Source organism: Clavibacter michiganensis, assembly GCF_016907085.1.
Lineage (GTDB): Bacteria > Actinomycetota > Actinomycetes > Actinomycetales > Microbacteriaceae > Clavibacter > Clavibacter michiganensis_O.
On sequence record NZ_JAFBBJ010000001.1, the window covers coordinates 1,205,813 to 1,231,494 of the forward strand.

The window sequence follows — 25,682 nt, forward strand, 5'->3', positions numbered from 1 at the left end:
TCGCACGCGGACACGAGGGGCGCGACGCGGGCCGTTCAGGCCGCCTTGCCGGGGTTGAGGATGCCCTGCGGGTCGAAGACGCGACGGATCCCGGCGGCCAGCCCCATGACGTCGTCGCCCAGCTCGTCGGCGAGCCAGCGCCGCTTGAGGAGGCCCACGCCGTGCTCGCCCGTGAGCGTGCCGCCGAGGTCGACGGCCGCGCGGAAGAGGAGGTCGGCCGCGCGCCAGACGTCGTCGGGGATGCCGGTCGCGTCGCCGTCGGGCGTGGTCGGGTCCTCCGGGATGCAGAAGTTCGGGTGCAGGTTGCCGTCGCCCGCGTGCGCGACCGTCGGGATCCGGAGGCCCGTCTCGCGCTCGATCTCCCGGATCCGCGCGAGCATGTCGGCGAGGCGCGAGCGCGGCACAGCCACGTCCTCGATGAGCACGCGGCCGCGGGCGGCGAGCGCGGGGTGGAAGGCGCGGCGGATGGCGAGGAGGCGCTCGCCCTCGTCGGCGTCGTCGGTCACGTCCGCGGTGCCGCCGCCCGCCGCGACGACCTCGACCACGCGCGCGGCCTCGTCGGCGGCGTCGGGTCCGTCGCAGCGCACGAGCAGGTGGGCGGATCCGCGCGTGGAGTGGTCGGTGCCGAGGAACGCGTCGATGGCCTCCAGCGCGTCCGCGTCGAGCAGCTCCATGGCGGCGGGCCGGATGCGCGCGGCCGTGATCGCGGACGACGCGGCCGCCGCCGAGGTGGAGTCGGGGAAGAAGGCGGCGACCGTCGACGGCGTCGCGGTCGGCAGCGGGCGGAGGCGCACGGTCGCCCGCACGATGACGCCGAGCGTGCCCTCCGAGCCGATCATCAGCGCGGTGAGGTCGTAGCCCGTGACGCCCTTGACCGTGCGGTGGCCCGTGTCGATCACGCGGCCGTCCGCGAGCACGACCGTGAGCGCGAGGACGGCCTCGCGGGTCACGCCGTACTTGGCGCACAGGAGGCCGCCCGCGTTGGTGGCGATGTTGCCGCCGATGGTGGAGATGGCCTTGCTCGCGGGATCCGGCGAGTACCAGAGGCCGAGCGGGGCGAGCCGGGCGTTGAGGTCGTCGTTGAGGACGCCGGGCTCCACCACCGCGAGCTCGTCGGCCTCGCTGACCTCGAGGATCCGGTCCATGCCGCGCACCGAGAGCACGATCTCGCCCGCGGTCGCCGTGGCGCCGCCCGCGAGGCCCGTGCCGGCGCCGCGCGTGACGACGGGCGTGCCGGTGGCGCTCGCGATGCGGAGGGTCGTGACGACATGATCCACCTCGGTCGCGCGCACGACGGCGATCGGGTCGGCGGGGCTGCGGTAGCCGGAGCGGTCGGAGCGCGCGTCCTCGAGGGAGGCCGGGTCGGTGTCGACGACGTCGCCGAGGGCCCGGACGAGCTCGGCGCGGACGGCGTCGGCCCCCGCGTCCGAGCCCGCGTCGGCGGAGGGGGTGTGGACCTCGTCGTCGATCATGCGATCCACCCTAGGTCGCGCGCCCGTCGTGGTCGGGGGCGTCGGGCAGGCTGGTCGCATGGACTCCCCCGGCGCCGCCGCGCACGTCGCCCGCACCGTGCTCGAGGTCCCCGGTCCCTTCGACGGCGGCGGCGTGATCCGCTTCCTCTCCTGGCACGCGGTGACGGGCGCCGAGGAGGGCGACGCGGCGTCGTTCACGCAGTCCGCCCGGCTCGCGCACGGCGCGGGGACAGTGACCGTGCGGCTCGTCGACCGCGAGCCGGGCGACGAGGCGGACGCGAGCATCGAGGTCACCACCCGCGTCGAGCACGGCGCCGATTCCGCCGAGCTCCTCGCCGGCACGCGCCGCCTGCTCGGCCTCGACGTGGACGCGGCGCGCATCGACGCGGACCTCGCCCGCGACCCCGCGCTCGCCGCCGTCGTGCGCGCCACCCCCGGCCTCCGGATTCCCGGCACGCTGGATCCGCGGAGCACCCTCTTCCGCACCATCGTCGGCCAGCAGATCTCCGTCGCCAGCGCGCGCGCCACCCACGGCCGCATGACGGCCGACCTCGGCGAGGACCTGCCCGCGTCGGTGACGCACGGATCCGTCACGCGCCTGCCGCCGACCGCCGCGCGCATCGCCCGCGACGGCGCCGAGCTCTTGCGCGGCCCGGCCCGGCGCACGGCGACCCTGATCCGCATCGCCGAGGCGCTCGAGACCGGCGAGCTCGTGATCGAGCCCGGCATGCCGCGCACGGAGCTCCGGGCCGCGCTCGTCGCGTTCCACGGCGTCGGCCCCTGGACCGCCGACTACGTCGCGATGCGCGCGCTCGGCGAGCCGGACATCCTGCTCTCCGGCGACCTCATCGTCCGCCGCGGGGCCGCCGCGCTCGGCCTCCCGGACGAGGCGCGCGCCCTCGATGCGCGCGCCGCCGCGTGGTCGCCGTGGCGCTCGTACGCGACCCTGCACCTCTGGCGCGTGATGACCGACGGGATGCCGGCCGCGGGCTGATCCCCTGATCCGTCAGCGCGTCCGCCGACGGCGGCCCGACGCACCCAGTCCCCCGATGACCACGAGGAGCACCAGGGCGATCCCGATGATGCTCCCGAGCGCGAGCGGGGGCGCCCCCTGCGCCGCCAGACCCGCGGCGAGCGCGCCGAGCGACGCGACCAGGGCGCCGAGGACGATGATGAGGATCGTGCGGGATGCGTTCTTCGCGCGGGTCATGGGGCTCCTCGTGGCGTCGTCGCCGCGGGTGCGGCCGCGGTCCATCCCAGCGTAGGCGCGCCGGTGGCCGGCCGGCCCCGGATCACGCGGACGCCCGCGGGGTGCCAGGGCTACGCGCTCTTCCTCTCGGCGGACCTCTTCGGCTCGGACTTCGCGACCGTCGGCTTCCCAGCGCCGGACTTCTTCGCGGCGGGCTTCTTCGCCGCGGGCTTCTTCGCGCCGGACTTCTTCGCCGCGGGCTTCTTCGCAGCGGACCCCTTGGCAGCGGTCCCCTTCGCGGGTGACTTCTTCCGCGCCGTCGTCTTCTTCGCCGAGGATCCCCCGCCCCGGCTCCGCTCGATGCTCCGCTTCAACGCGTCCATGAGGTCGAGCACCTCGCCGCCCTCGCCCTCGTCGTCATCGGACTCCCCGAAGGTCGCGTCGGTGTCGAGCGAGTCGCCCTGCGCGAGCTTCGCGTCGATGAGGGTCTTCAGCTGCTCCTGGTACTCGTCGCCGAACTTCGACGGGTCGAAGTCCTCCGCGAACCCCTCCACGAGCTGCGCCGACATCTTCAGCTCCCGCGGCGACACCTGGGGCGCGGCGTCGAGCGACGGGAAGTCGGCCTCGCGCACCTCGTCGTCCCAGAGCAGGGTCTGCAGCATGAGCACGTCGCCGCGCACGCGCAGGGCCGCGAGCCGGGTGCGCTGGCGGAGGGTCACGTGCACGATCGCCGTGCGGTCCGTCTCCTGCAGCGTGCGGCGCAGGAGCGCGTACGACTTGGGGCTCGAGGAGTCGGGCTCGAGGAAGTAGCTGCGGTCGAGCATCACGGGGTCGATCTGGTCGCTCGGCACGAACTCGACGACGTCGATCTCCCGGCTCTTCTCCTCCGGCAGGGACGAGAGGTCCTCCTCGGTGATCACGACCGTGCGGTCGCCGTCGTCGAAGGCCTTGTCGATGTGGGCGTAGTCGACGACCTTGCCGCACACCTCGCAGCGGCGCTGGTACCGGATCCGCCCGCCGTCCGCGTCGTGCACCTGGTGCAGCGGCACGTCGTGGTCCTGCGTCGCGCTGTAGACCTTCACGGGCACGTTGACGAGGCCGAAGGTGACGGCGCCCTTCCAGATGGCTCTCATGGGTCGAGTGAACACCCGCGGGGCCATGCTGGAGCGATGGCGGGCGCGAAGCAGCAGGTGGAGGTCGACGGGCACCGGATCGCGCTCACGAACCTCGACAAGGTGCTGTACCCGGCGACCGGCACGACCAAGGGCGACGTCATCGCCTACTACGCCGCCATCGCGCCGCACATGCTGCCGCACCTCCGCGACCGGCCCGTGACCCGCAAGCGCTGGGTCGACGGCGTCGGCACCGACGCCGAGCCGGGGACGATGTTCTTCCAGAAGGACCTCGACGCGCACACGCCCGAGTGGGTGCAGCGGCGGGCGATCCAGCACCGCGACCACGCGAACGACTACCCGCTCGTGGGCGACGTCGCGACGCTCACCTGGCTCGGGCAGATCGCCGCGCTCGAGCTGCACGTGCCGCAGTGGCGGTTCGGCCGCACGGGCGACGAGCGGCGGCCCGACCGGCTCGTGCTCGACCTCGACCCGGGCCCGGGCGCCGGTCTCCCCGAGTGCGTCGAGGTCGCGAAGGCGGCGCGCGCGATCCTCCGCGACATGGGCCTCGAGCCCTACCCGGTGACGAGCGGATCCAAGGGCATCCACCTCTACGCCGCCCTCGACGGCAGCCATGACGCGGACGCGATCTCCGAGGTCGCGCACGAGCTGGCCCGCGCGCTGGAGGCCGACCACCCGGACCTCGTCGTGAGCGACATGAGGAAGGCGCTGCGGCAGGGCAAGGTGCTCGTGGACTGGAGCCAGAACAACCCCGCCAAGACGACCGTCGCGCCGTACTCGCTGCGCGGGCGCTCCCGGCCCACGGTCGCGGTGCCGCGCACCTGGCGCGAGCTCGCGTCGCCGACGCTGCGGCACCTGGAGCTGGACGAGGTGATCGCGCGGATGCGGAAGCGCCATGATCCGCTCGCCCCCGTCGAGGAGGGCCACCGCGAGAGCCTGGAGCCGACGCGCGAGCGGCTCGCCGGCTTCGCGCGGAAGGACCCGGACGCCGCCGACGACCGCCTCGCGACCTACCGCTCCAAGCGCGACGCCGCCAAGACGAGCGAGCCCGTCCCCGCCGACGCGCCCGCGCCGTCCGAGGGCCGCTCCTTCGTGATCCAGGAGCACCACGCCCGCGCGCTGCACTGGGACTTCCGGCTGGAGCACGACGGCGTGCTGGTGAGCTGGGCCCTCCCCAAGGGCGTGCCCACCGAGCACGGCACGAACCACCTCGCGGTGCAGACCGAGGACCACCCGCTCGAGTACGGATCCTTCGAGGGCACGATCCCCGCGGGCGAGTACGGGGGCGGCGAGGTCACCATCTGGGACGCGGGCACCTTCGAGCTGGAGAAGTGGCGCGACGGGAAGGAGGTCATCGCGACGCTGACCGGCCGGGGCACGGGCACCGGCATCGACGGGCCGCGGCGGTACGCGCTGATCCACACCGGCGGGCACGGGAAAGCCGACGCGAACTGGCTGATCCACCTGATGGAGCCGGCGGACGCCCCCGCGACGGCGCACGCGAAGCCGTCCCGCCCCGCCGCGCTCGAGAAGGCGGGCGAGCGCACGCGCGTCGGCGCGCGACGGAAGGGCGGCGCCGCATCCGCCCCCGCGCCCATGCTCGCGACGGCCGCGACCGGCACCGGGCTCGACCCCGACGAGGAGTGGGCGGTCGAGATGAAGTGGGACGGCTACCGCGCCATCGCCGTCGTCGCGGACGGCCGGGCGACCATCACGAGCCGCAACGGCGTCGACCTCACGCCCGCCTTCCCCGAGCTCGCCGAGCTGCCCGACCAGCTCGCCGTCGATGCCGCGGTGCTCGACGGCGAGATCGTGGTGCTCGGCGACGGCGGCCGCCCCGACTTCGGCCTCCTGCAGACGCGCCTCGGCCTCTCGGGAGACAAGGACATCGCCCGCGCCCGGAAGGCCGCGCCCGTGCACCTCATGCTCTTCGACGCGCTCGCGATCGGCGACCGCGTGCTCGTCGAGGAGCCGTACCGGGAGCGCCGCGCCGCCCTCTTCGACGCCGTGCGGTCGCCGGGCCGCGGCCGGATCCAGGTCCCGCCCGCCTTCGACGGCGACCTCGACGGGGCGCTCGCCACCAGCCGCGAGCTCGGCCTCGAGGGCGTCGTCGCCAAGCGCGTCGACGCGCCCTACGAGTCAGGCCGCCGGTCGAGCGCCTGGATCAAGATCAAGCACCACCGCGCGCAGGAGGTGGTGGTCGGCGGCTGGCGCCCCGGATCCGGCAGCCGGTCCTCCGGCATCGGCTCGCTGCTCGTCGGCGTCCCCGGCCCCGACGGCCTCGAGTACGCGGGCCGCGTCGGCACGGGCTTCACCGAGCGCGACCTCGCCGACGCGCTCCGCCGCTTCGGCCCGCTCGCGCGGAAGACGAGCCCGTTCGCGGACGTGCCGACGGCCGACGCCCACGACGCGCACTGGATCACGCCCCGCCTCGTCGGCGAGGTCGAGTTCGCCGAGTGGACCTCGACGGGCCGCCTCCGCCAGGCATCGTGGCGCGGCTGGCGGCACGACAAGTCGCCGGACGACGTCGTCCGCGAGGACTGACCGGCGCGCCCGCAGGTGAGGCGGACCTTCCCATGCACGTTATGACCGCAACCACGGGCGACCGCGCCCGCCCGATACGCTCGTGGCATGAAGTTCGCCCACCTCCTCGCCGACGACGGCGTGACCCCCCGACTGGCCGCGATCGTCTCCGAGGGCGAGGCGCTCTTCCTCGACGAGGTGCTCGACGACTCCCCGCGCGACCTCCAGGACCTCATCGAGCGCGGCGACGACGAGATGGCCCGCGTCCGCGCCACCGTCGAGCGCGCCGTCGCGAGCCGCACCAGCACCACGCCGGTGGACGGCCTCACGCACGCCTCCGCGATCCTCCGCCCGCCCGCCGTCTACGCGGTGGGCCTCAACTACTCCGCGCACGCCGAGGAGCTCAACATCACGAGCGCCTCCGCCCCCACGGTCTTCGCGCTCTGGCCCAACTCGCTCTCCGGCCACGAGGGCACCACGAGCTGGCCGCGCTCGCTCAGCGAGGAGGTCGACTACGAGGTCGAGCTCGGCGTGGTCATCGGCACGGCCGCCCGCGACGTCTCGGAGGCCGACGCCCTCGACCACGTCTTCGGCTACACGGTCGTCAACGACATCACGGCCCGCAACCTCCAGTTCTCGGAGCAGCAGTGGAGCCGCTGCAAGAGCTTCGACGGCTTCTCCCCCACGGGTCCCGTCGTCGTCACGCGCGACGAGGTGCCGGATCCGCAGGACCTCCGCATCACGACGGTGCTCGACGGCGAGACGGTGCAGGACGGCCGCACGAGCGGCATGGTCCGCACGGTCGCGCGCCTCGTCTCCTACCTCTCCACGTCGTCCACGCTTCAGCCGGGCACGCTCATCTCCACGGGCACGACGAGCGGCGCCGGATACTCGCGCGACCCGCAGATCTTCCTCAAGGACGGCAGCACGGTCACGGTCTCCGTCGAGGGCATCGGCTCGCTCACGACGCACACGCGCATCCTCTGAGGGGCGAGCCGCGCGTAGGGTCGATCGCATGACCGACCAGCCGCAGGACCCGATCCACGACCACTCGATCCCGGAGGACGCCGACGTCTCGGCGCCGGACGCCGTGGATCCCGAGACGGACGAGCTGCACGACGCGACCGGACGTCAGGGCGAGGACGACGCGTAGCCGCTCCCGGCCGATCCCCGACCGCCGCGTCTAGGCTCGACGCATGATCAACCGTCTCCTCTTCCTCGCCGGCATCGGCACCGGATACGTCCTCGGCGCGCGCGCCGGGCGCAAGCGCTACGAGGGGATCGCCCGCACCTCGCGCTCCGTCTGGTCGAGCGAGCCCGTGCAGCGCGGCGTCCGCCAGGCGCAGGCCGTGCTCGACGAGAAGGGCCCCGTCGTCGTCGAGCGCACGGTCGAGACCGCCCGCGAGGTCGCGGACTTCGTCGGCCACGCCGTCCAGGGCGCCGCGGTCGCGGTCGGCCGCACCGCGCACACCGTGGGCGAGCGCATCGGCACCACCACGCAGGACGTCGCCGGCCGCGTCGGCAGCACCACGCAGGACATCGCGGGCCGGGTCGGCGACACCGCCAAGGACCTCGGCACCCGCACGGCCGACCAGACCAAGCACGTCGTCGACCGCGTCGGCCAGCAGGCCACCGAGGTCGGCCAGCGCGTCGCCGAGACCGCGGAGGACGTGCGCGGCCGCGTCGTCGAGACCGCCGAGGAGGCGCGCACGCGCGTCCAGGCCACGGCCGAGGACCTGCGCGAGCGCGGCGAGGAGGCCGGCCGCCGCGCCGTCTTCACCGCGGCCGAGGCGCGCGACGAGGCGCTCGCGTCGTTCGACGACGAGGACGAGACGGGCCCGGTCGCGATCCCGACCGAGGCCGCCGACGCGGACGCGGACGCGGACGAGCAGCCTGCCGCGGCGACGCCCGCCCCGGCCGCCGCACCCGCCAAGCCGAAGGCCGCCGCGAAGAAGGCCGCGCCGAAGCCGAAGACGACCCCGAAGCCCACCGACGCCGCGCACGTCCCCACGCCGGGCGACATCGCCGGATCCGTGCACCGCGAGGAGCCGGCCCACGCCGCCCCCGCCGATGACGCGGCCGGCACCACGCCGGCCCGCACGTCCGCCGATCAGGACTCCTGACCCGCACCACCCCGCACGAGACAGCGCGCCGCAGCCCTCGGGCCGCGGCGCGCTGTCGTCGTCCGGGATGGGGTCAGTCGGTCTGCCCGCCCTCCTCGGCCGCGTGGGCCGCGAGCATCTCCGGCGTGATCACGGACATGGCCGCCGTCACGGGCTCCAGCCCCGAGAGCCGGTCGGGCGCCAGGATCTTCTCCACCTGCGTCCGCGTCATGAGCCCCGCCTCGACGACGAGGTCCGGGATCGACGCGCTCGTCATGAGCGCCGTCTTCGCGAGGCTGGAGGACGCGGCGTAACCGATGTACGGCGTGAGCGCCGTGACGACGCCCACCGACGACTCCACCTGCGCCGCGAGCCGCTCGGTGTTGGCCGTGATCCCGTCGATGCAGTTCACGCGCAGCGTCTTCGCCGCGTTCCGCAACCAGCTCAGCGACTGCAGCAGCGAGTGCGCGATGACCGGCTCGAACGCGTTGAGCTGCAGCTGCCCGCCCTCGGCCGCCATGGTCACCGTCACGTCGGCGCCCGCGATGGAGAACGCGACCTGGTTGACGACCTCGGGGATCACCGGGTTGACCTTGCCGGGCATGATGCTCGACCCGGCCTGGCGCGGCGGCAGGTTGATCTCGCCCAGCCCCGCCTGCGGACCCGACGACAGCAGCCGCAGGTCGTTGCAGATCTTCGAGAGCTTGATGGCACCGCGCTTGAGCGTCGAGGACAGGGTCATGAACACGCCCGCGTCGCTCGTCGCCTCGATGAGGTCGCTCGCGGTCACGAGCGTGTAGCCGGTGATGGCGCTGAGGTGCCCGCGCACGGCGGCCGCGTAGTTCGGATCCGCCGTGATGCCCGTGCCGATCGCCGTCGCGCCGAGGTTGATCTCCGACAGCAGCGGCACGAGCTCGCCGAGCCGCGCGTGGTCCTCCTCCAGCGTGGTGGCGAAGCCGTGGAACTCCTGGCCGAGCGTCATCGGCACGGCGTCCTGCAGCTGCGTGCGCCCCACCTTGAGCACCTGCGAGAACTGCGCGCCCTTCGCGAGGAACGCGCGACGCAGCAGGTCGAGCTCGTCGAGCGTCTGCAGCAGCGAGTGGATGAGGGCGACCTTGAGCGCGGTCGGGTACGTGTCGTTCGTCGACTGGCTGCGGTTCACGTCGTCGAGCGGGTGCATGTGCTGGTAGTCGCCGAGCGCGTGGCCGGCCCGCTCGAGGGCGCGGTTCGCGATGACCTCGTTGGTGTTCATGTTGGTGCTCGTGCCGGCGCCGCCCTGGATCACGCCGACCACGAACTGGTCGTGCAGGTGCCCCGCGATGATCTCGGTGCAGACCTCGTCGATCTGCTTCGCCTTCCGCGCGTCGAGCACGCCGATCTGCACGTTGGCGCGCGCCGCGGCCTGCTTCACCTGCGCGAGCGCGACCACGAACTCCGGGTAGACGCTCAAGGGCCGCAGGCTGATGGGGAAGTTCTCGAGCGCGCGCGCCGTGTGGATCCCCCAGTACGCGTCGGCGGGGACGTCCATGCTCCCCAGGCTGTCGGTCTCGGTCCGGACGGGGTGGCCGTCCGGGGTCGGGATGCGGTCGTCGTTCGGGCTGACAGGGGTCACGGTGCAGGCTCCATCGTCTCGTCGCTCGTGGCATGAGGATCCCTCGACCCTACTAGCGGGGTCGCGGCCCGCCGAGGCCGCGCGGGGCCGCGGATAGGCTCGTCGGATGCGCCGCTTCCTCGGGATCGACCTCGCCTGGGCGGAGGGCACGGCGGCCCGCCCGGCGCGCGAGACGGGGCTCGCGTGCATCGACGCGTCCGGCCGCGTGCTGGACCTCTCGACGGCCCGCGGGATCGACGAGGTGGTCGCCTGGGTGGACCGCTGGGAGGGCCCCGGCGCGGTCGCCGCGGTCGACGGACCGCTCGTCGTCGCCAACGCCACGGGCAGCCGGCTCGCCGAGAAGGAGGTCGCGTCCCGATACGGGCGCCTCGGGATCTCCGCGTACCCGTCGAACCAGGGCCTGCCCGCGCAGGGCGCCGTCGCGCTCCGGCGGAGGCTGGAGGACGCGGGCTGGGAGTACGACGACGGATCCGGTGCCGCGCGCGACGCGGACGCCCGCACGATGCTCGAGTGCTACCCGTACACGACGCTCGTCGGCGCGCCCGAGCTCGGGTTCACGGGCGGGAAGCCGCGCTACAAGCGCCTCGCGCCGCTGCTCGCGACGGCGGAGCGCCGGCCGCATCGCGCGGCCGAGTTCCGCGTGGTGCTCGAGGCGGTCGCCGGGCTGGCGCACGCGGATCCCCCGCTCGACGTCACGACGCACCCGCGCGCGGCGGCGCTCGTCGCCGACGGCCCGGCGCTCGTGGAGCGGCAGCACAAGCACCTCGAGGACCTGCTCGACGGCCTCATCTGCGCCTGGACCGCCGCGTACTGGGCGAGGCACGGGCGCGCGCGCTCGCAGGTGCTGGGCCAGGCGGATCCGGTGGTCGACGAGCGCGGGCGGCGCGGCACGATCATCGCGCCGGCCCGGCCGCACCAGCGCGCGCCCGGCGATCCGCTGTTCGCGCCCGAGGGCTGAGGACGACCCGGCGGGTCAGCCCCGGCGCAGCCCGAAGCGCAGCTGGAGCACGAGGAGCAGGTTCTTCACGAGCGTGTCGCTCGGGATCTTCGACTCGCCCTCGGTGCGGTCCATGAACACGATCGCCACCTCGGTGGGCCGCTTCGCCTGCTTCAGCGCGCGCTGCTTCATCTCGATCTGGAAGCCGTAGCCCGTGGTCGTGATGGTGGACGGCGTGATCCGGCGCAGCAGCCCGGTCTCGTAGAGGTTGAAGCCGCCCGTGTAGTCGGTGATGCGCGAGCCGAGGAAGAGGCGCGTGTAGAGGTTGCCGCCGACGCTCAGGAACCGGCGCTTGAGGTTCCAGTCGGGCGTGGCCCCGCCGCGGATGTAGCGCGAGGCGACCACGAGGTCGGCCCCGCCGCGCACCCGGCGCAGCATCTCCGTGATGTAGGAGGGGTCGTGCGAGAGGTCGGCGTCCATCTGCAGGATGTGCGTGGGCGGCTCGTCGGACCCGAGCAGCTTCTCGAAGGCCCAGATGTACGCGGCGCCGAGGCCGGCCTTCTCCGCGCGCGTCTCGACGCGGACGCGGAAGGTGTCGCTCTCGACGCTCGGCGCGAGCGACCGGGCGAGGTCGGCGGTGCCGTCGGGCGAGGAGTCGTCGACGATCATGGCCGTGATCCGGAAGTCGGGGTTCTCTCCCGCCATGGCCGCGAGGCGGGGCAGCAGCTCCCCGACGTTGCGCGCCTCCTCGTAGGTGGGGATCACGATCGTGAGACTGCTCAAGCTGGTGGTTCCGTCTCCGAATCGGGGGATGACCCGGATCCGGGCCTCGTCGAGTCTAGCCAGCGACCGCCGATCCGACCGCGCGGGACGGCGGTCGGCCGTTATCTCCTTGTTACACTTCGGGTGGCCCGGCCCCCAGACGCCGCGCGCACCGCCGAACCGACCGGCGACCGACCGGGAGGATCAGCATGACCGCACTCCTCGGCGACCGCCGCGTCCGCTTCCTCATCGCCGGCCTCCTCAACACGGGCCTCGACTTCGTGCTGCTCAACGCGCTGATCCTCGCGGCGCACATGCCCGTGCTCGCCGCGAACCTCATCTCGGTCACGGTCGGCATCACCATCTCCTACTTCCTCAACCACTTCTTCGTCTTCCGGCACGGCGAGCCCGTGACGATCGGCCGGTTCCTCAAGTTCTTCGCGGTCACGGGCTTCAGCTCGCTGCTGCTGCAGAGCGGCGTCATCTGGCTCTTCGAGCGCGGCTTCGACACGACCTTCGGTCGCTCGCTGCTGATGTTCGGCACGAGCGCGGAGCAGGAGTTCCTCGAGATCAACATCGCGAAGGCCACCGCGGTGCTCATCGGCCTCGTGTGGAACTTCACGCTGTACCGGCTCGTGGTGTTCCGCGCGCCGGCGCCCGTCGGCGAGGACGCGACCGACGACGCCGGCTCCCCCGCCGTGCGCCAGGCCGCGTCCGCCGACTGAGCCGGGGGCGCGCGGCTACAGCAGCTTCCCGACCTCCGTGGCGAGCTGCTGCACGCCGAGCACCACGAACAGCAGCGCCGAGAGGCCCATGACCGTGTTGCTGAGCGGCCGGTTCCGCCACGCGCGCGGCGTGCGGTCGGTGTTGAGCAGCACGAGCAGGGTGATCGCGAGGAACGGCATGAACAGGGCGCCCAGCACGCCGTACGCGATGATCAGCCCGATCGGCTGGTCGAGGAACAGCAGGCCGATGGGCGGGATCGTGAGCCAGAGGATGAACGCGCGGTAGTAGCTGCCGCCGAGGCGACGGCGCGGGTCCTCGACGTCGAGCCCGCGGACGGTGCCGAGGAAGTCGGCGAACATGAGCGAGACGCCGTTCCAGACGCCGAGGATCGACGAGAACGACGTGGCGAAGAAGCCGAGCAGGAAGAACCACGTCATGAAGGCGCCGTAGCGCTCCCCCAGCACGTCGGCGAGCTGCACGAGCCCGCCCTCGCCGTCGGCCAGCGCGATGTCGGCGGAGTAGAGGAGCTCCGCGCCGACCACGAGCATCGAGAGGACGAAGACGCCGCTCATCACGTAGGCGACGGAGTTGTCGATGCGCATGACCTTCATCCAGCCCGGCGCCACCCAGCCCTTCTCGCGCAGCCAGTAGCCGTACGCCGCGAGCGTGATGGTGCCGCCGACGCCGCCCGCGATGCTGAGCGCGACGACGAGGCCGCCCTCGGGGATCGTGGGCACGAGGCCCGTGAGGAGCGCGGGGACGTTCGGCACGGTGACGATCGCGGCGCCCACGACGGTCACGAACATCAGGCCGACGAACACCGCGATGATCTTCTCGAACGCGGAGTAGCGGCCGAACCAGACGACGACCGCGCCCACGAGGCCGCACGCGATGGCGAACACCTTGAGGTCCACGCCCGGGAAGAGCGCCGCGAGCGGCAGGGCCGAGGAGCTCATCGCGGCGGCGCCGTAGACGAGGCCCCAGACGAGGATGTACGGCCCGAAGTACCAGGTGGTCCAGCGGCCGACGGTGCGCCAGCCCTCGAAGATCGTCTTGCCCGTCGCGAGCGAGTACCGGCCGGCGCCCTCCACGAGGAAGATCTTGATGATCACGCCGAGGACCGCGGCCCAGAGCAGGGCGTAGCCGAAGCGGGATCCGGCCACCAGGGTCGCGACGAGGTCGCCCGCGCCGATGCCGGTCGCCGCGACGACGAGGCCGGGCCCGACGATGCGCCACCGCTTCGCGGACTCTTGGGGTTCGCGGACGTCGCCGCGCGTGTCGAGGTCGGTCATGAGCGGGCTCCCGTGCGTCGTCGAAAGGGGGTCCCGTCCCACCTTACGCACGGCTGGGCGTCGCGCGACCGCCGAGGGTCGCGCGACGCCAAAGGGATCAGACGCCCAGCAGCTGCTCGATGGGCCCGCGCGCGAAGAAGATCAGGAAGCCTGCGGAGACGACCCAGAGCAGCGGCGAGACCTCGCGCACGCGGCCCGAGAACGAGCGCACGAGCACCCAGGAGAGGAACCCGACGCCGATGCCGTTGGCGATCGAGTACGTGAGCGGCATGACGAGCACGGTGAGGAACACGGGCAGCGCGACCGAGAAGTCGGTCCACACGATGTCGCGGATCTGCGACGCCATGAGCGTGCCGACGATCACCAGCGCGGCGGCCGCGACCTCGAGCGGCACGACCTGCGTGAGCGGCGTGAAGAACATGGCCAGGAGGAACAGCACGCCCGTGACCATCGACGCGAGGCCCGTGCGGGCGCCCTCGCCGATGCCGGATGCCGACTCGATGAAGACCGTGTTCGACGAGCTCGAGGTGGCGCCGCCGGCGACCGCGCCGAAGCCCTCGACGACCAGCGCGCCCTTGAGGCGGGGGAAGTCACCGCGCTCGTCCGAGAGGTCGGCCGCCTTGGCGAGGCCCGTCATGGTGCCCATGGCGTCGAAGAAGTTCGTGAACACGAGCGTGAAGACGAGCATGAGGCTCGAGATGATCCCGATGCGGCCGAACGCGCCGAAGTCGAACGCGCCGACGAGGCCGAGGTCGGGCAGCGCGACGGGGGCGCCGGGCAGCACGGGCGCGTTGAGGTTCCAGCCGGTCGCGCCGGAGGTGTTCGACGGGCCGATGTGGAAGACCTGCTCCACGACGATGGCGATGAGCGTCGTCGCGACGATGCCGATGAGGAGCGCGCCCGGCACGCGGCGGGCCATGAGCACGCCCATGATCACGAGGCCGAGGATGAAGACGACGGTCGGCAGCGACGCGATGGAGCCGTCGATCCCGAGCGCGAGCGGCGACGCGGGCACGCCCGTGCCGCGGACGAAGCCGGAGTCGACGAAGCCGATGAACGCGATGAAGAGGCCGATGCCCACCGTGATGGCGGTCTTGAGCTCCCGCGGGACGGCCCGGAAGATCAGGGTGCGGAGGCCCGTGGTGGCGAGCAGCACGATCACGAGGCCGTTGATGACCACGAGGCCCATCGCCTCGGGCCACGTGACCTCGCCGACCACGCTGACCGCGAGGAAGGAGTTGATGCCGAGGCCCGCCGCGAACGCGAACGGGAGGCGCGCCACGAGGCCGAACAGGATCGTCATGACGCCCGCGGTGAGGGCCGTCGCGGCGCCCACCTGCGTGGCCCGCAGCCAGTTGCCCTCGACGTCGAGCGTCGCGGCATCCGCGCTGAAGCCGCCGAGGATCAGCGGGTTGAGCACGACGATGTACGCCATCGTCACGAAGGTGAGGACGCCGCCGCGGATCTCGCGCGCGTAGGTCGAGCCGCGCTTCGTGATCTCGAAGAACCGGTCGAGCGCGCCGCGCCCTTCGCGGGTCTCGGGGGCAGGGGACGACGTGCGCGCTTCGGTCATGGGCTTCTTCCGCGAGGGGTCGGGTCGGACGACGGGGAGGGGAGGAGCCGACGACCTTGTCGGGACGGGATCGAGCCTAGGGGCGGGCGCGCCGCCGGGACCAGCCCGGGCAGCGGCGCACCCGGGTCAGGAGTGCAGGGCCGGGACGATGAGGTACACGCCGTAGAGCACGGCGAGGCCGCTCAGGGCGAAGCAGACGTAGCCGCCCACCGTCGCGGCCTGCGGGCGGATGCCCGTCACCGAGACCTTGTCGCCCTCGTCGTCGTACTCGGTGCCGACGGCCAGCAGCCGCACGCCGAGCGAGAAGAGGCACACCACCGCGACGGCGCCCACGAGGGCCGCCACGGCGACGACGAGGAACGCGCTCCAGTCGATCATGCGGCCTCCCTGGCCTTCCGGGCGGCCTTGGTGGCCTTGCGTCCGCGCACCGCGAATCCGGCGGCGTCCACCTCGACGATGGCGTTGCGGGCGTCGACCGCGTTCCGGCGCGAGCGCCAGAAGATCCAGATGATGACGGCGACGCCGACGACCGCGTCGATGACGAAGCCGACCGTGCCGGTGCTCGCCACGAACGCGGCGATCGCGCCCACGATGGCGGCCGACGGCAGCGTCAGCAACCAGCCGAGCGCGATCTTGCCGACCGTGTTCCAGCGCACGGACGCGCCGCGGCGGCCGAGGCCCGAGCCGATGACGGATCCGGAGGCGACCTGCGTGGTCGAGAGCGCGAAGCCGAGGTGGCTGGACGCGAGGATGGTGGCCGCGGTGGAGGCCTCGGCGCTGAAGCCCTGCGCGGGCTTGACCTCGGTGAGGCCGGATCCCATCGTGCGGATGATGCGCCAGCCGCCCATGTACGTGCCGAGCGCGATGGCGACCGCGCACACCGCGATGACCCAGAACTCGGGGCCGGAGCCCGCCGCCTGGAAGCCGCCCGCGATGAGCGTGAGCGTGATGATGCCCATGGTCTTCTGCGCGTCGTTCGTGCCGTGCGCGAGGGCCACGAGCGACGACGTGAATATCTGGCCGTAGCGGAAGCCGCCGCGCTCGTTCGGGCCGCTCGAGCGGCGCGTGATCGAGTAGGCGAGCTTGGTGGTCGTGTACGCGATGAGGCCGGCGATCGCGGGGGCGAGCAGCGCCGGGAGGATCACCTTCGACAGCACGACGCCGAAGTCGACCGAGCCGAGGCCCGCGCCCACGACGGCCGCGCCGATGAGGCCGCCGAACAGCGCGTGGCTGGAGCTCGACGGGAGCCCGCGGAGCCAGGTGACGAGGTTCCAGACGATGGCGCCCATGAGCCCGGCGAAGATCATGGTCGGCGTGATCTGCACGCCGCCGTCGCCCTCGCGGATGATGCCGCCGGAGACGGTCTTCGCGACCTCGGTGCTGAGGAACGCGCCCACGAGGTTGAGGACCGCGGCGATGGCGACGGCCACCCGCGGCTTCAGCGCACCTGTCGCGATGGGGGTGGCCATCGCGTTCGCCGTGTCGTGGAAGCCGTTGGTGAAGTCGAAGAACAGCGCCAGGGCGATGACCAGGACGACGATGAGGGTGAGATCCACTACCGGATCCCTCGAGCGGATGTCACAGTCGACGATCCTAACGGCCTGCACACGCCCACCTCGAACGGGCGTCCGGCGGATGTCGGTCGGATGAACATCTCGCGCCGGACCCGAGGGGTCAGATGTGCGGCACGAAGTCGCGCCACGCGACGCGGCGGTCGGCGTGCGGGTCGTGCTCGACGCGGTCGACCACGTCGAAGACGAGGGTCGCGCGCTCCCCCGACGCCGCGGAGGCCGACGGGCCGGCGCCCGGCGCCTCGTCGTCGCCGCCCACGTAGGCGGGCCAGGACTCGTCGACGCTGCCGTCCTGCGCGAAGCGGAGCCAGGCGATGCGCATCCGCTCCCCGGCCGCGACGAACGCGCGCCGGCCGCCGAGGAGGGTCATGCCGCGGCCGAGCATCGAGTCCATGCGGTCGAACAGCGCGAAGAGCTCCAGGCCGTGCGTGGCGTCGAGCCCCATGAGGCGCACGAGGCGCGGGGCGATGTCGAAGCGGTAGAAGTGCACGGGCGCGTAGCGGGCGTGACGCTCGGCGACCTTGATCGACGGGAACCAGAAGGCGTAGTCGCCGCCGAAGTCGAGGGCGGCCCGGCGCTTCGGGAGGCCGGGATAGAGGGCCGCCAGCTCCGCGCGGTGCGCCTCGTCGGTCTTCGCGAACACGGCCTCGATGCGCGGCGGCGTGGTCGCGAGGATGTCGAGACGGCCGGTGAACAGGGATCCCTCGCGCTCGTTCGTGCCGATGATGAGCGGCACCCGGGCCGCGCGCCCGTGCTTGAAGGCGTCGAGCGGGCGCTCCGGCAGCACGTCGCCGTCGATGACGGGGCTGAACGTGATGGTGCCGGGCTCCTGGTCGGGCGTGCGCACCATGAGCTCGTTCGCCGCCGCGGCGAGCGTGGACGCGCTCGCGGCCGTGAGCAGCCGGACCGCCTCGGCGTCGTCGGGCGCGCGGCCCGCCCGGTCCTCGAGGAGTCCCACGAACTGCTCGGCCCAGCGCGCGGTCTGCTCGGCCGGGTAGACGGCGTTCGTCGGCGAGCTCTGCGCGATGGCCCGGGCGAAGAGCCCGTGCGCCGCGGGCACGGCCATGAGGGTCGTGACGGCGTTGCCGCCCGCGGACTCGCCGAAGACCGTGACGTTGTCGGGGTCCCCGCCGAACGCGCGGATGTTGTCGCGCACCCACTGGAGCGCCTGCACCTGGTCGCGCAGGCCCAGGTTCGACTCGATGGGGCGCTCCGGCGTCGAGTAGCGGCTGAAGTCGAGGTAGCCGAGGGCGCCGAGCCGGTAGTTGAAGCTGACGTAGACGATGCCGCCCTGGCGCACGAGGCCCTCGCCCTGCACGGGGTTCTCGCGCGAGGATCCGACGACGTAGGCGCCGCCGTGGATGAAGACCATGACGGGCCGCAGCTGCGACTCGCGGTTCACGCGCGCGGCGTCGGGGCTGAGGCCGGACGGCGCGATGACGTTGACGGTGAGGCAGTCCTCCCCCATCGGCGTGCCCTGCGGCGCGCCCATGAAGGCGCCCGCGCTGACCTGCGGGGCTACCTTGCCGAAGTGCTGCGCGAAGCGCGCGCCCTCCCAGCCGACGACGGGCTGCGGCGCCCGGAACCGGAGGTCGCCGCGGGGCGGGGCCGCGAAGGGGATGCCGCGCCAGGCCTCGACGCCTCGCTCGCGCACGCCGCGGACGGTGCCGCCCGTGACCTGGACGTCGAGCTCCGACGGGTCGTACGCCGGGGTGGGGTGCTCGGCGTCGGGGCTCACCCGACCGAGTTTACGGTCCGCCCTCACGCTCCCGGGACGGCGGTCGCGAGCAGGCGCTCCAGCGCCCGCTCGGCCCGCCAGAGCGCGGACTCGGTGCGCAGCCGCTCGGCCTCGTGCAGCACGCCGAGCGCGAAGGCGTCCTCGCCGCGGGCCGCGAGGCGCCTCGCCTCCTCGCGGAGGACGCGCTGCATGGCGAGGCCGTCGCGGTGCTCGCCGAGCTCGTCGTGCACCTCCTCGGCGGCGGTCGCGAGCCGCATGGTCTTCCGGCCGAGGACCGTGACGGTGCGTCCGCTGACCTCCTCCGCGGCGTAGCGGAGGCGCTTGGCGGCCTTGCGGACCTCGTGCAGGGCATCGGTGCGCGCGGCGTCGCCGACCGCCTCCTGCGCGACCGCGGCGCGGCGGCCGACGCGCTCGGCGTCGCGGCGGAGGGCGGCGTGCAGGGCGGGACCCGCGGGGGCGCTCGCGTCGTGGGTGAGCGGCGGATCCTGGACCAGCCGGTCGAGGTCGTCGAGCAGCGCGACGTAGCGCGCGGACGAGAGCGCCCGGATCACGCGCTCGCGGGCGCGGCGGTGGCGCTCGTCGAGGACGTCGTGCAGGGCGTCGCCGACGTGGTCGGGCACGGTCTCCGTGTCGTGCTCCACCACGGACCAGACGACGCGGTCGCGCAGCACCTCCAGGTCGCGGGCGTCGCCGAGCACCGCCCCGAGCGCCGTGAGCTCGGCGCGGACGGGCGCGGTCGCGGCGGGATCGATCACGTCCTGGTGGGTGCGGAGGGCGCTGCGGAGGCGGCGGACGGCGACGCGCATGCGGTGCACGGCGTCGTGCTCGTCGGCGCGCACGTGCGGGTCGGCGGCGACGAGGTCGCGGACGCCGCGGGCGAGGATCGCGCGGGCGACCTCGGACGCGGGGCTCTCCTTCGAGAGGGTCGCGGGATCCGGCAGGGCGGGACCCGCGGGCGCCTGCCGGCCGAGCGCGTCGGCGCCGAGCGCGCGGGCGAGCTTGGAGACGCTGTCCGAGGGGCGGGCGCCGGCGTCGAGGACGTGGCGCTCGATGCGGTCGAGGAGCGCCGCGCGCTGCTTCCGCTTCGCGGGTGCGTCGGGCAGGAGCTCGACCTCCCACTCGTGCCAGGCGCGCACGGTGCCGCCGCGGATGTCGGATGCGGTGACGCGGTCGTCGGCGAACTCGGCGACCGCCCGGCCGTCGGCGTCGTGCAGCGTGACCGTCGTGCGCACGGTCTCGAGGCGCGCGAGCGGCGTGAGCTCCCGGCCGCGCACGTGCACGGCGACCTGGTCGAGCACGGGTCCGGGGATCCCGCCGTCGCCGTCGTCGCCGTCCTCCAGCGGCCAGCCGAGCTCGGTGCGGCCCTCGGCGCCGTCGGCGGGGAGCTTCACGTGCCAGCCCGCGTCGTGCCCGCCCTCGCGGCGGCGGAGGATCATGCGGCGGTCGGCCAGCGCGTGGTCGGCGGTGTCGAGGTAGACCGCCACGAGCGTCGCGGGCTCCGCGGTCCGCGCCTCGGCGATCCCCTCGACGCCGGCGAAGCCCGGGATGGGGATCCCCTCCGCCACGTCGTACTTGCGCTCGATCTCGACGGAGGATGTGTGCACCATCCCCCCTGTGTAGCGCACCCGGCCTGGCGCGGCCAGCCGCCGACGGTCGCCGGGAGCGCCGGGACCCCGGGCGTGGGTCAGACTGGCGGGCATGCCCATCCGCCCGCGCCGCGCCGCGCCCGACGACGCCCTGCCGCAGGCCGAGCTCGAGGAGGCCGCCCTCCACCGGCGGCAGCGCATCGGTCGCGAGCTCGGCTGGTACGCCTGCCGTCGCGCGGTCTACGGCTTCATGAAGCACCGCGGCATCGACATGGCCGCGAGCCTCACCTTCTACTCCACGCTCTCGCTCGTCCCCGCCGCGGTCGCGGTGCTCAGCCTCATCGGCGTCGTCGGCGACACGCGCGCGGGCGTCGAGGGCGTGCTCGGCGTCCTCACGGCGGTGCTGGGCGACTCGGCGGTCGACGTGATCCGCGACCCGGTCGAGCAGCTCGCCGACGGGCCGCGGTCGGGCATCGCATTCACGGTGAGCTTCCTCGGCGCGCTCTGGACCTCGGCGGCCTACGTCACCGCGTTCGGCCGCGCCATGAACCGCGTGCAGGAGACGGAGGAGGGCCGGCCGCTCGTGAAGTACCGGGCGCTGATGCTCGGGGTGACGGTCGCGCTGCTCGTCGTCAGCGTCGTGATGGTCGGGATGCTGCTGCTCACCGACGACGGCGCCCGCGCGCTCGGGCAGCAGCTCGGCCTCGGCGACACGACGCTCGTGGTGTGGGCCGTCGTGAAGTGGCCGCTGCTCGTGGTGCTGCTGACGGGGATCATCGGGGTGCTCTACGCCGCGACGCCGAACCTGCGCCGGCGCCGCGTGGACCTGCTCACGTGGGGCAGCCTCGTGGCGATCGTCGCCTGGGGACTCGGCACGGCCGGCTTCGTCTGGTACGTGACGACCATCGCGACCTACGAATCGACGTACGGGGTGCTCGGCGCGGTGATCGTGCTGCTGCTGTGGCTCTACATCGGGAACCTGTCGCTCGTGCTGGGCGGCGAGCTCGACGTGGAGATCATCCGCGCCCGGCAGCTGCAGGCGGGGATCCCCGCGGAGCACGCGCTGCGCCTGCCGGTGCGCGACACGACCCGCGCCGACCGCCTCGCGCGGCGCCGCGCCCTCCTCGAGGACGAGGGGCGGCGCCTGCGCGAGGCGCGGTCGGGCCGGGAGGCGGGGGCCGCCGAGGAGCGCCGGGCGGATGCCCCGCCGACGCTCCCCGAGGACGACGCGAGGGAGGTGCGGGTCAGGCGGAGGCGCTGGTCCGCACGACCATCTTCCCGACGTTCTCGCCGCGCATGAGGCCGGTGAAGGCCTCGAACGCGCGGTCGATGCCGTCGATCACGGTCTCGTCGGCCGTGATGCGGCCCTCGGCGAGCCACGGGCCCATCTTCGCCGCGAACTCGGGCGCGAGGTCCTGGTGGTTGCCGAGGGTGAAGCCGCGGAGCGTGAGGCCGCGCGTGACGATGCGGCCCGTGTTGCGGATCGCGATCTCCTCGCCGGTGGAGTTGTAGGTCGAGATCGACCCGCAGTTGGCGACGCGGCCGAAGTCCTTGAGGGCGCCGAGCGCCGCGGAGAGGTGGTCGCCGCCGACGTTGTCGAAGTAGAGGTCGATGCCGTCGGGCGCCGCCTCCGCGAGCTTCGCCTCGAGGTCGCCGCCGTGGTAGTCGAACGCGGCGTCGAAGCCGAGGTGCGAGGTGAGGCGCTCGACCTTCTCCGCGGATCCGGCGCTGCCGACGACGCGCGAGGCGCCGAGCAGGCGGGCGATCTGGCCGACCATGGATCCGACCGCACCGGCGGCGCCGGACACGAAGACGACGTCGCCCTCCGTGATGGACGCGATGCGGGTGAGGCCGACGTAGGCGGTGAGGCCCGTGAGGCCGAGCACGCCGAGGTGGGCGGACGATGCCACGCCGGGCACCTCGGGGACGGGGCGGAAGCCGGCGGCCGGGCCCTGGGCGACGTCGCGCCAGCCGAGCATGTGGCTGACGAGCGTGCCGACCGCGAGGTCGTCGGAGCGGGACTCGACGACGCGGCCGACGGCGGATCCCGTCATGGCCTCGTCCAGCTGGAAGGGCGGCACGTAGGACGGCACGTCGTTCATGCGGCCGCGCATGTAGGGGTCGACGGAGATGAACTCGTTCTCGACGCGGACCTCGCCGTCGGCCAGGTCGGGCAGGTCGACCTCGACGCGGCGGACGTCGTCGGGGGTGGGCTCGCCGGTGGGGCGCTTCGCCAGCTGCCACTGGATGCTGCGTGCAGACATGGGTCTCCTTCGTTCTCGGGTGCGGGCGGTCGGACGGCCGGCCCACGGCGCTCGTGGCGCGGCCCCACCCTTCCACCGCCCCCTGGATGCGGCACCCAGCGAGCCGTGGCCTCGTGACGCGGCGGCCGGGCGCGTCGCCCGGCCGCCCCGATCCCGCGTGCGGCTACGCGGCGGCCGAGGCTCCGCGCGCGGCGACGTGCGCGGCGAGGACGTCCCGCACGCTCGTCCAGGCGTGCGCGCCGAACCGCTCGCGGTCGACGTGGAGGAGCTCCGCCTCGCCGCTGTACATGCTCACGAGGTACTGCATGCCCTGCCAGGCCGGGAAGGTCTCCTGCTCGTCGCGGCCGATGCGGCGCATGGCCTTGCCCGCCGTCGCGAGGACGCCCGTGGATCCCGCCCACTGCAGCGCGAAGGGCGTGCCGGTGATCTCGGTCATGATGCGGGCGAGGTCGCGCGCCGTGACCCGGTCCCCCGCCACCTCGACCACGCGGGGCGCGTCGTCGTCGAGCGCGACGAGCGCCGTCACGCGGGCCGTGTCGTCCTTGGTCGTGAAGTCGAGCACCTGATCGGCGGACGACCAGTAGAGGACGCGGCGCCGGTCGAACAGGACGATGGGCGCCTGCCCCGTGAGCATGTCGGCGAAGGCGCCGTTGAGCACCGAGGTGGAACGGATGGGCGCCGCGTCGAGGTCGGCCGCGAACTCGCGCCGCAGCTCGAAGTTGCGGTTGCTCCCGGGCGTGACGCGGCGGTAGTCGGCGGAGTAGTCCGAGGGGATGAAGCGCGGCACGCCGGCCGCGACCGCCGCCGTCAGGAGCGCGCGCTGCGCCCCCACGATCACGGCGCGGGCGCCGCTCACGGCGGAGACGACGACGCGCGCGCCGGCGACCGCGCGGATCAGCGCGGCCCGGTCGGTGTAGGCCGCCTCGACGACCTCGACGCGCGGGTCGTCGCCCCAGGCCTCGGCCGCCGCGGTGCTGCCGGGCCGGGTGAGGACGCGGACGCGGGCGCCGGCCGCGAGGAGCTCGCGGACGATGCGGCGGCCGAGGTCGCCGGTCGCGCCGGCGACGACGACGGGGCCGGACGAGGATGCGGATGCGGGGGTCGAGGTGCTCATGCGGGTTCTCCATCTGGGGTGGTGCGGCGCGCCGAGCGGCGCGAGCGGTGGGGGGCGGCGACGGGCTGCTCGAGGCGCGCGGCGTCCGACTGCTCGGCGGCGGGGCCGGCGGCCACGCCGATGCCGACGGCGACGCGGGCGAGGAGGCGGCGGAGCGCGACGCGCTCGTCCGGGGCGAGGCCGCCCATCAGGCCGTCCTCCACCTCGCCGAGCGCGACGCGCGCCGTCGCCAGCAGGGCGCGACCGGCATCGGTCGGCACGACCTGCCGGATCCGGCGGTCCCGCGGATGCGGCTGCCGCTCGACGTGCCCGCCCTCGGCGAGCGCGTCGATCACGTAGGTCATCTGCGTCTTGTCGATGCCGAGGCGCTGCGCGAGCGCCAGCTGCGACGACGGCTCCTCCGTGGTGATCGCGACGAGCACCTGGTACCCGCGCGGGCCGCCCGGCACGTCGGCGACGGCGGCCTGCGCCGTGCGCACGAAGCCCTGGTAGACGGCCTGGATGGACCAGCCGAACTGCGTCTCGATGCCGCCGGAGCCCCAGTCGATGCCCGAGGCGTCCACCTCGGCGTGGTCCGGGTCGCGGGTCGAGGCGGATGAGCTCATGCGGAGATCGTATCCGTGCGAGATCGTCTCGTCAAAAGATCATTTCACCCTCTCGGCGTCCACGACCGCGGGTCAGCGCCAGATCGGTGCGTCGCTCCCGAGCGCGGTGCGGATCCACGTCGGCGAGAGCGACGCGGGGCCGACGGGCAGGGGCGACGCCGACATGAGCGCGTCGCCGAGCGGGGTCGTCACGCGCCGCGGGGGCGAGTCGTCCGCGTCCCCGATGCCGCCCGCGTCCGGATCCGCGGAGCGCGGCAGCGCGAGCAGCGCGTGCGCGGTGCGCGCGAGCGAGAGCCGCCAGGCGGATCCGCGCCCGGTGCGCACCCGCCCCGCCAGCCCCGCGACCGCGGAGGCGGCGGCGAGGTACCCCGTGCCCCAGTCGAGCGCCTGCACGGGCAGCGGCACGGGACGGTCGCCGCCCGCCGCGACCATGCCCGCGTGCGCGATCCCGGACGCGCTCTGCACGATCGAGTCGAAGCCGCGTCGCCCCGCCCACGGCCCCGTCCAGCCGTACGCGTCGACGGTCACGTCGACGAGGCCCGGGCGGATCCGCTCCCTCTCGTCGGGCGGGAACCCGAGCGCGTCGAGGGCGCCGGGACGGTAGCCGTGCACGAGCACGTCCGCGCCGGCCAGCAGCTCGGCGAGGCGCGCCCGGCCGTCCGGGGTCCGGCCGTCGAGCCGCGCGGTCCGCTTGCCGGCCATCACGAGCGGCAGCACGGCGGGCTCGTCCCAGTCCGGCGGATCCAGCCGGAGCACGTCCGCGCCGAGGGCCGCGAGCGCCTGCGTGCACGCCGGGCCCGCGATGACGCGCGTCAGGTCGAGCACGCGGATCCCCGCGAGCGGCGCCTCCGCGGTGGGCCGCCAGCGCGCCGCGTCGGCGCCCCGGCCGCCGTCCTCCCGCGCGACCAGCGGCTCGCCGGCGACCGCGCGGCCGGCGTCCGTCGCGGCCCACTCCCCCGCGGTCCGCAGGGCGGCCGCCACCCCGCCCGCCGCGACCACCGCGTCCTCGAGGGCGATCGCGTCCCACCCGGCGATCGCCCGGGCGAGCGCCGCGACGTCGGCCTCGGGCGCGCAGCCGGTGACCTGGAGCAGCGCGGCGCGGTGGCGGGGCGCGTTGGCGTGGGTGCGGATCCACGAGCCGTCGCGCGTCGGGAACGAGCCGGAGAGCGGATCCCACGGCGAGGGCAGCGCCCACCCCACCGGTTCCACGTGCTGCCCGCACCACGCCTCGGCGCGCCCGCGGTGGACGACGACCTCGTGCGGGCGCGGCAGGCCGACCGCCTCGCCGAGCGCGGCCACCGCGCCGCCGAGAAGCCCGAGCGCGGACACGGCGAGGTCCGTCACGGGGAGCGAGGAGCGGAGGGAGCCCCGGCCCACGACGCGGATCGGTGCGGCCTCGCCGAGGAGGGCCGCCGCGACCGAGAACCCGGATGCGTCGTCGGATCCCGGGGTCGTCATGCCCGCACGCTACGCCGCCGGTCGG

23 protein-coding genes are annotated in these 25,682 nt (G+C 74.1%); 8 read left to right on the forward strand and 15 right to left on the reverse strand.

The annotated features are described in order from the left end of the window. Positions 1 to 35 precede the first annotated feature (35 nt). On the reverse strand, positions 36 to 1,472 hold the full coding sequence (locus tag JOE38_RS05480) for an FAD-binding oxidoreductase (protein ID WP_204575218.1): 1,437 nt from the start codon (positions 1,470 to 1,472) through the stop codon (positions 36 to 38). A gap of 58 nt (positions 1,473 to 1,530) precedes the next feature. On the opposite strand from JOE38_RS05480, the gene JOE38_RS05485 reads away from it, so the two are divergent. After that, the gene (locus JOE38_RS05485) at positions 1,531 to 2,466 is read left to right on the forward strand and encodes a DNA-3-methyladenine glycosylase family protein (protein WP_204575219.1); all 936 of its coding nucleotides are present in this window, start codon (positions 1,531 to 1,533) and stop codon (positions 2,464 to 2,466) included. A 12-nt stretch (positions 2,467 to 2,478) separates the two neighbouring features. Here JOE38_RS05485 and JOE38_RS05490 read toward each other — a convergent pair whose 3' ends face one another. After that, positions 2,479 to 2,682, reverse strand: a complete 204-nt coding sequence (locus tag JOE38_RS05490) for a hypothetical protein (protein ID WP_204575220.1) — start codon at positions 2,680 to 2,682, stop codon at positions 2,479 to 2,481. A gap of 110 nt (positions 2,683 to 2,792) precedes the next feature. Continuing rightward, positions 2,793 to 3,794, reverse strand: coding sequence for a non-homologous end joining protein Ku (gene ku / locus JOE38_RS05495; protein ID WP_204575221.1), 1,002 nt, complete (start codon positions 3,792 to 3,794; stop codon positions 2,793 to 2,795). 36 nt (positions 3,795 to 3,830) lie between these two features. Here ku and JOE38_RS05500 point away from each other — a divergent pair, with 36 nt between their 5' ends. From JOE38_RS05500 to JOE38_RS05515, 4 genes are all read left to right on the forward strand, one after another. Beyond that, entirely contained in the window at positions 3,831 to 6,338 is a 2,508-nt protein-coding gene (locus tag JOE38_RS05500; RefSeq protein ID WP_204575222.1) for an ATP-dependent DNA ligase, read from the forward strand. Between the two features lie 87 nt (positions 6,339 to 6,425). After that, entirely contained in the window at positions 6,426 to 7,304 is an 879-nt protein-coding gene (locus JOE38_RS05505; protein WP_204575223.1) for a fumarylacetoacetate hydrolase family protein, read from the forward strand. Positions 7,305 to 7,332: 28 nt separating this feature from the next. Beyond that, entirely contained in the window at positions 7,333 to 7,470 is a 138-nt protein-coding gene (locus JOE38_RS05510) for a hypothetical protein (RefSeq protein WP_204575224.1), read from the forward strand. A gap of 43 nt (positions 7,471 to 7,513) precedes the next feature. Further along, positions 7,514 to 8,440 carry an apolipoprotein A1/A4/E family protein gene (locus JOE38_RS05515; protein ID WP_204575225.1) on the forward strand — a complete coding sequence of 309 codons (927 nt, stop codon included), beginning with the start codon at positions 7,514 to 7,516 and terminating at the stop codon, positions 8,438 to 8,440. A 73-nt stretch (positions 8,441 to 8,513) separates the two neighbouring features. On the opposite strand, the gene JOE38_RS05520 is transcribed toward JOE38_RS05515, so the two are convergent. Further along, positions 8,514 to 10,031: an aspartate ammonia-lyase gene (locus JOE38_RS05520; RefSeq protein WP_204575226.1), complete on the reverse strand. Its 1,518-nt coding sequence runs from the start codon at positions 10,029 to 10,031 to the stop codon at positions 8,514 to 8,516. A 106-nt stretch (positions 10,032 to 10,137) separates the two neighbouring features. Between JOE38_RS05520 and JOE38_RS05525 the strand changes: the two genes are divergently transcribed. After that, positions 10,138 to 10,989 (forward strand): DUF429 domain-containing protein, encoded by an 852-nt coding sequence (locus tag JOE38_RS05525; RefSeq protein ID WP_204575227.1) that lies wholly within the window; start codon positions 10,138 to 10,140, stop codon positions 10,987 to 10,989. A gap of 15 nt (positions 10,990 to 11,004) precedes the next feature. On the opposite strand, the gene JOE38_RS05530 is transcribed toward JOE38_RS05525, so the two are convergent. Continuing rightward, positions 11,005 to 11,751 carry a polyprenol monophosphomannose synthase gene (locus JOE38_RS05530; RefSeq protein ID WP_204575228.1) on the reverse strand — a complete coding sequence of 249 codons (747 nt, stop codon included), beginning with the start codon at positions 11,749 to 11,751 and terminating at the stop codon, positions 11,005 to 11,007. Positions 11,752 to 11,939: 188 nt separating this feature from the next. On the opposite strand from JOE38_RS05530, the gene JOE38_RS05535 reads away from it, so the two are divergent. Continuing rightward, the gene (locus JOE38_RS05535; protein ID WP_204575229.1) at positions 11,940 to 12,455 is read left to right on the forward strand and encodes a GtrA family protein; all 516 of its coding nucleotides are present in this window, start codon (positions 11,940 to 11,942) and stop codon (positions 12,453 to 12,455) included. A gap of 15 nt (positions 12,456 to 12,470) precedes the next feature. Here the strand turns inward: JOE38_RS05535 and JOE38_RS05540 are convergent, their stop codons facing one another. The 6 genes from JOE38_RS05540 to JOE38_RS05565 all read right to left on the reverse strand — a co-directional run bounded on the left by JOE38_RS05540 (position 12,471) and on the right by JOE38_RS05565 (position 20,237). Next, complete coding sequence (locus tag JOE38_RS05540; protein WP_204575230.1) at positions 12,471 to 13,748, reverse strand: Nramp family divalent metal transporter; 1,278 nt, start codon at positions 13,746 to 13,748, stop codon at positions 12,471 to 12,473. Between the two features lie 97 nt (positions 13,749 to 13,845). After that, entirely contained in the window at positions 13,846 to 15,321 is a 1,476-nt protein-coding gene (locus tag JOE38_RS05545; protein WP_204575231.1) for an NCS2 family permease, read from the reverse strand. Positions 15,322 to 15,447: 126 nt separating this feature from the next. Beyond that, on the reverse strand, positions 15,448 to 15,699 hold the full coding sequence (locus JOE38_RS05550; RefSeq protein ID WP_012038771.1) for a hypothetical protein: 252 nt from the start codon (positions 15,697 to 15,699) through the stop codon (positions 15,448 to 15,450). After that, a complete protein-coding gene (locus JOE38_RS05555; protein WP_204575232.1) occupies positions 15,696 to 16,877 on the reverse strand; it encodes an inorganic phosphate transporter in 1,182 nt (393 codons plus the stop codon). The genes JOE38_RS05550 and JOE38_RS05555 overlap by 4 nt, the downstream gene beginning before the upstream one ends. A gap of 118 nt (positions 16,878 to 16,995) precedes the next feature. Further along, positions 16,996 to 18,630, reverse strand: a complete 1,635-nt coding sequence (locus JOE38_RS05560) for a carboxylesterase/lipase family protein (RefSeq protein WP_307838836.1) — start codon at positions 18,628 to 18,630, stop codon at positions 16,996 to 16,998. A gap of 23 nt (positions 18,631 to 18,653) precedes the next feature. Continuing rightward, complete coding sequence (locus JOE38_RS05565) at positions 18,654 to 20,237, reverse strand: CYTH and CHAD domain-containing protein (RefSeq protein ID WP_204575234.1); 1,584 nt, start codon at positions 20,235 to 20,237, stop codon at positions 18,654 to 18,656. A gap of 91 nt (positions 20,238 to 20,328) precedes the next feature. Between JOE38_RS05565 and JOE38_RS05570 the strand changes: the two genes are divergently transcribed. After that, the gene (locus tag JOE38_RS05570) at positions 20,329 to 21,516 is read left to right on the forward strand and encodes a YihY/virulence factor BrkB family protein (RefSeq protein WP_204575235.1); all 1,188 of its coding nucleotides are present in this window, start codon (positions 20,329 to 20,331) and stop codon (positions 21,514 to 21,516) included. Here the strand turns inward: JOE38_RS05570 and JOE38_RS05575 are convergent. The 4 genes from JOE38_RS05575 to JOE38_RS05590 form a co-directional block, all read right to left on the reverse strand. After that, complete coding sequence (locus JOE38_RS05575; RefSeq protein ID WP_204575236.1) at positions 21,461 to 22,480, reverse strand: NADP-dependent oxidoreductase; 1,020 nt, start codon at positions 22,478 to 22,480, stop codon at positions 21,461 to 21,463. The genes JOE38_RS05570 and JOE38_RS05575 overlap by 56 nt on opposite strands. Positions 22,481 to 22,643: 163 nt before the next feature. After that, positions 22,644 to 23,594 (reverse strand): NmrA family NAD(P)-binding protein, encoded by a 951-nt coding sequence (locus tag JOE38_RS05580; RefSeq protein ID WP_204575237.1) that lies wholly within the window; start codon positions 23,592 to 23,594, stop codon positions 22,644 to 22,646. Continuing rightward, a complete protein-coding gene (locus JOE38_RS05585; protein WP_239544753.1) occupies positions 23,591 to 24,199 on the reverse strand; it encodes a MarR family winged helix-turn-helix transcriptional regulator in 609 nt (202 codons plus the stop codon). The genes JOE38_RS05580 and JOE38_RS05585 overlap by 4 nt, the downstream gene beginning before the upstream one ends. Before the next feature lie 72 nt (positions 24,200 to 24,271). Further along, positions 24,272 to 25,657 (reverse strand): CoA transferase, encoded by a 1,386-nt coding sequence (locus JOE38_RS05590; protein WP_204575238.1) that lies wholly within the window; start codon positions 25,655 to 25,657, stop codon positions 24,272 to 24,274. Positions 25,658 to 25,682: the final 25 nt, after the last annotated feature.

Coding starts and splice junctions, on each gene's coding strand:
- JOE38_RS05480 (WP_204575218.1), bottom strand. CDS start 1,472: ATGATCGACGACGAGGTCCACACCCCCTCCGCCGACGCGGGCTCGGAC.
- JOE38_RS05485 (WP_204575219.1), top strand. CDS start 1,531: ATGGACTCCCCCGGCGCCGCCGCGCACGTCGCCCGCACCGTGCTCGAG.
- JOE38_RS05490 (WP_204575220.1), bottom strand. CDS start 2,682: ATGACCCGCGCGAAGAACGCATCCCGCACGATCCTCATCATCGTCCTC.
- ku (WP_204575221.1), bottom strand. CDS start 3,794: ATGAGAGCCATCTGGAAGGGCGCCGTCACCTTCGGCCTCGTCAACGTG.
- JOE38_RS05500 (WP_204575222.1), top strand. CDS start 3,831: ATGGCGGGCGCGAAGCAGCAGGTGGAGGTCGACGGGCACCGGATCGCG.
- JOE38_RS05505 (WP_204575223.1), top strand. CDS start 6,426: ATGAAGTTCGCCCACCTCCTCGCCGACGACGGCGTGACCCCCCGACTG.
- JOE38_RS05510 (WP_204575224.1), top strand. CDS start 7,333: ATGACCGACCAGCCGCAGGACCCGATCCACGACCACTCGATCCCGGAG.
- JOE38_RS05515 (WP_204575225.1), top strand. CDS start 7,514: ATGATCAACCGTCTCCTCTTCCTCGCCGGCATCGGCACCGGATACGTC.
- JOE38_RS05525 (WP_204575227.1), top strand. CDS start 10,138: ATGCGCCGCTTCCTCGGGATCGACCTCGCCTGGGCGGAGGGCACGGCG.
- JOE38_RS05535 (WP_204575229.1), top strand. CDS start 11,940: ATGACCGCACTCCTCGGCGACCGCCGCGTCCGCTTCCTCATCGCCGGC.
- JOE38_RS05540 (WP_204575230.1), bottom strand. CDS start 13,748: ATGACCGACCTCGACACGCGCGGCGACGTCCGCGAACCCCAAGAGTCC.
- JOE38_RS05545 (WP_204575231.1), bottom strand. CDS start 15,321: ATGACCGAAGCGCGCACGTCGTCCCCTGCCCCCGAGACCCGCGAAGGG.
- JOE38_RS05550 (WP_012038771.1), bottom strand. CDS start 15,699: ATGATCGACTGGAGCGCGTTCCTCGTCGTCGCCGTGGCGGCCCTCGTG.
- JOE38_RS05565 (WP_204575234.1), bottom strand. CDS start 20,237: ATGGTGCACACATCCTCCGTCGAGATCGAGCGCAAGTACGACGTGGCG.
- JOE38_RS05570 (WP_204575235.1), top strand. CDS start 20,329: ATGCCCATCCGCCCGCGCCGCGCCGCGCCCGACGACGCCCTGCCGCAG.
- JOE38_RS05575 (WP_204575236.1), bottom strand. CDS start 22,480: ATGTCTGCACGCAGCATCCAGTGGCAGCTGGCGAAGCGCCCCACCGGC.
- JOE38_RS05580 (WP_204575237.1), bottom strand. CDS start 23,594: ATGAGCACCTCGACCCCCGCATCCGCATCCTCGTCCGGCCCCGTCGTC.
- JOE38_RS05585 (WP_239544753.1), bottom strand. CDS start 24,199: ATGAGCTCATCCGCCTCGACCCGCGACCCGGACCACGCCGAGGTGGAC.
- JOE38_RS05590 (WP_204575238.1), bottom strand. CDS start 25,657: ATGACGACCCCGGGATCCGACGACGCATCCGGGTTCTCGGTCGCGGCG.